1 protein-coding gene and 9 tRNA genes are annotated in these 2450 nt (G+C 44.1%); 9 read left to right on the top strand and 1 reads right to left on the bottom strand.

The features are described 5' to 3' along the window. The first annotated feature begins 127 nt into the window (after positions 1 to 127). From QOS03_RS09010 to QOS03_RS09050, 9 genes are all read left to right on the top strand, one after another. Positions 128 to 218 (top strand) — tRNA-Ser (locus QOS03_RS09010). A gap of 8 nt (positions 219 to 226) precedes the next feature. Beyond that, a tRNA-Glu gene (locus QOS03_RS09015) sits at positions 227 to 298 on the top strand. A 5-nt stretch (positions 299 to 303) separates the two neighbouring features. Next, a tRNA-Val gene (locus QOS03_RS09020) sits at positions 304 to 376 on the top strand. 30 nt (positions 377 to 406) lie between these two features. After that, positions 407 to 479, top strand: a tRNA-Phe gene (locus QOS03_RS09025). Positions 480 to 485: 6 nt separating this feature from the next. After that, a tRNA-Tyr gene (locus QOS03_RS09030) sits at positions 486 to 566 on the top strand. Between the two features lie 7 nt (positions 567 to 573). After that, positions 574 to 644, top strand: a tRNA-Trp gene (locus tag QOS03_RS09035). 17 nt (positions 645 to 661) lie between these two features. Beyond that, a tRNA-His gene (locus QOS03_RS09040) sits at positions 662 to 736 on the top strand. A 61-nt stretch (positions 737 to 797) separates the two neighbouring features. After that, positions 798 to 868 (top strand) — tRNA-Cys (locus QOS03_RS09045). Between the two features lie 16 nt (positions 869 to 884). Next, positions 885 to 969 (top strand) — tRNA-Leu (locus tag QOS03_RS09050). Between the two features lie 552 nt (positions 970 to 1521). On the opposite strand, the gene QOS03_RS09055 is transcribed toward QOS03_RS09050, so the two are convergent. Beyond that, positions 1522 to 2127 (bottom strand): hypothetical protein, encoded by a 606-nt coding sequence (locus tag QOS03_RS09055; protein WP_283576177.1) that lies wholly within the window; start codon positions 2125 to 2127, stop codon positions 1522 to 1524. Positions 2128 to 2450 lie beyond the last annotated feature (323 nt).

A 2450-nucleotide genomic window follows, 5' to 3' on the forward strand; every position in this document is an offset into this window, starting at 1 on the left:
GAACACAGAAGTTAAGCTTCAACGCGCCGAAAGTAGTTGGGGGATCGCTCCCTGCGAGGATAGGGCATTGCCATGCAAATCTAAACGAACTTTGGCACCTGGCATTGTGTGTCAGGGTTCGGATATTGGAGAGTTGTCCGAGAGGCCGAAGGAGCAGCATTGGAAATGCTGTATACGGGTTAAAGCCTGTATCAAGGGTTCGAATCCCTTACTCTCCGTTTCTTATGACCCATTAGTCAAGCGGTTAAGACACCAGCCTTTCACGCTGGTATCGTGGGTTCGAATCCCGCATGGGTCACTTATGGAGGATTAGCTCAGTTGGGAGAGCATCTGCCTTACAAGCAGAGGGTCACAGGTTCGAGCCCTGTATCCTCCATTGCAACTGAATAGTTGCGTCCACAAGGATGGCTCGGTAGCTCAGTTGGTAGAGCAACGGATTGAAGCTCCGTGTGTCGGCGGTTCGATTCCGTCCCGCGCCACTTTATGGAGGAGTAGCGAAGTGGTTAAACGCGACGGTCTGTAAAACCGTTCCTTCGGGTTCGGCGGTTCGAATCCACCCTCCTCCATTTTTATAGGGATATAGTTAAACGGTATAACTACGGTCTCCAAAACCGTCATTGTGGGTTCGATTCCTACTATCCCTGCTCAACTGAATATTTTGGCGGTATTGGTGAAGTTTGGTTAACACATCGGTTTGTGGGTCCGACATGCGTGGGTTCGAATCCCACATACCGCCCTTTCCTCTGACAACTTACCAATTGTCAGATAGTTTGAACAGAAACGTTCAGACACTATTTGGTGGTATAGCCAAGTGGTAAGGCACAGGTCTGCAAAACCTCGATCACCGGTTCAAATCCGGTTACCACCTTTTAGTAAAGACTAATGCCTCTGTGGCGGAATTGGCAGACGCGCTGGACTCAAAATCCAGTTCCCGTTGAGGGAGTGTGGGTTCGACCCCCACCGGAGGCATAAAATATTCAGTTATATCTTTACTAAGCAGCCATCAGTAAAACTGATGGCTGTCTTTTGTTTTAATGAAAATCTGGCATTGGCAATCACCAATACCAGAGTGGATCCAAAATAAGTAGCAATTGATTGCTCAGAAATACGTAGACCGACTGCTGCCGTTTACATTTATTTTTAACAGCTATTTGGTCAGCCAAAACATCTTCACAGCCTATCTGCACTGGAAACACCGGGAGATAAAGCGGTAATTGAACGATATGGATGATTTCAGGTACACCCGACTGGAGCATTAGCCACATCCAAAGACGCTGGCGGAACTATAAGCTCTGGTCAAACGCGGTGTTGAGTACTTCAATACGGTTAAAATCTCAAGTTAATGCAACAGCCTCACTGCGGAAATTACCGCAATGAGGCTGCCTAAACTAAATTTTTATTTTTTCATAGGTTGTCTTAACAGAGTATCGTGCCATACTTTAATCATAGATACTAATTTTTCATTTTATCAATATCAAGCTAATTCGCAAAGTACGCACTCTTTTGAATCGTAATAGCCAACTATTGCAGTAAGATCTTCAAAAGTCGGTTCAGTTCAGAATATGAGAGCTGCAGGCGTTTTTTTAGGGTTTCCGTTGCTGGCATGGCATCACTATGTACATTCAAATAGGTAGTATATTGATGAAGCCCCGTCAGCTCGTGGGCCTTCATATAATCAACCACCAAAAACATCAGATCGGCATTGGAATACTTGCTCCAACGACTGGTTTTACGGATACTTTCCCCATATTTGGCTGTATAGCGTTTTTTAAGCTCCTCAAACGAAAAACCATAGCGCATCAGCTCTAAGGCATTATTGACTACCTGTTCACAAGTTTTGGGATCGGCTAGACGAATGGACTGCTTGGTTCCCAAATGCTTACTGGCGCCCTTTTTGCCATTTTGAGCAATATTTTTCTTGGCATCATAGTTAAAGCCAAGGTCATGTACCAGATCACTCCAAGACATTTTGGTAATTTGCATGGCACTGTTTGGTGAAGGTGCCTCGCCTCGGTGATAGCGTTCTTGATAAACGGTTCGGCTAGGATTGTTTTGAATGCCCAGTCGAATAATTTCTTGCTTCAGCAGAACCTTGATGATTTCTGGATCGGCAGCTTTATGCGGCATGTCATAACCTTCCTTCTCAAAGGCTTTAGTATAATAATACCGTAATTTAGGTTAAAAATCTGCTAATCATATCAAACAGATGATCGCATTTTTATCTTTTCGCATGATTTTAGGGATTCAATGGTCTTGTTTGCTGATAGTATTTCCAACCATCAAAATATTTGCCAAAAAAAATTCATCGTTCTACCTGTCAACCACCATCGGCTAAAGTCAATGGCTTGTGAGCAGACACTTCTATATTGAGTATCCGAACCACAATTTGCATAGATACGGACGATTTACTCAAACAGCCGCAGTTGCTTGAGCAGTGATCATCTAATTAC

The organism is Limosilactobacillus pulli (assembly GCF_947381555.1).
In the GTDB taxonomy this organism is placed as follows: Bacteria; Bacillota; Bacilli; order Lactobacillales; family Lactobacillaceae; genus Limosilactobacillus; species Limosilactobacillus pulli.

What these genes read in the sequence shown, in the direction of transcription:
- QOS03_RS09055 (WP_283576177.1), bottom strand. Translation starts at nt 2,127, where the DNA reads ATGCCGCATAAAGCTGCCGATCCAGAAATCATCAAGGTTCTGCTGAAG.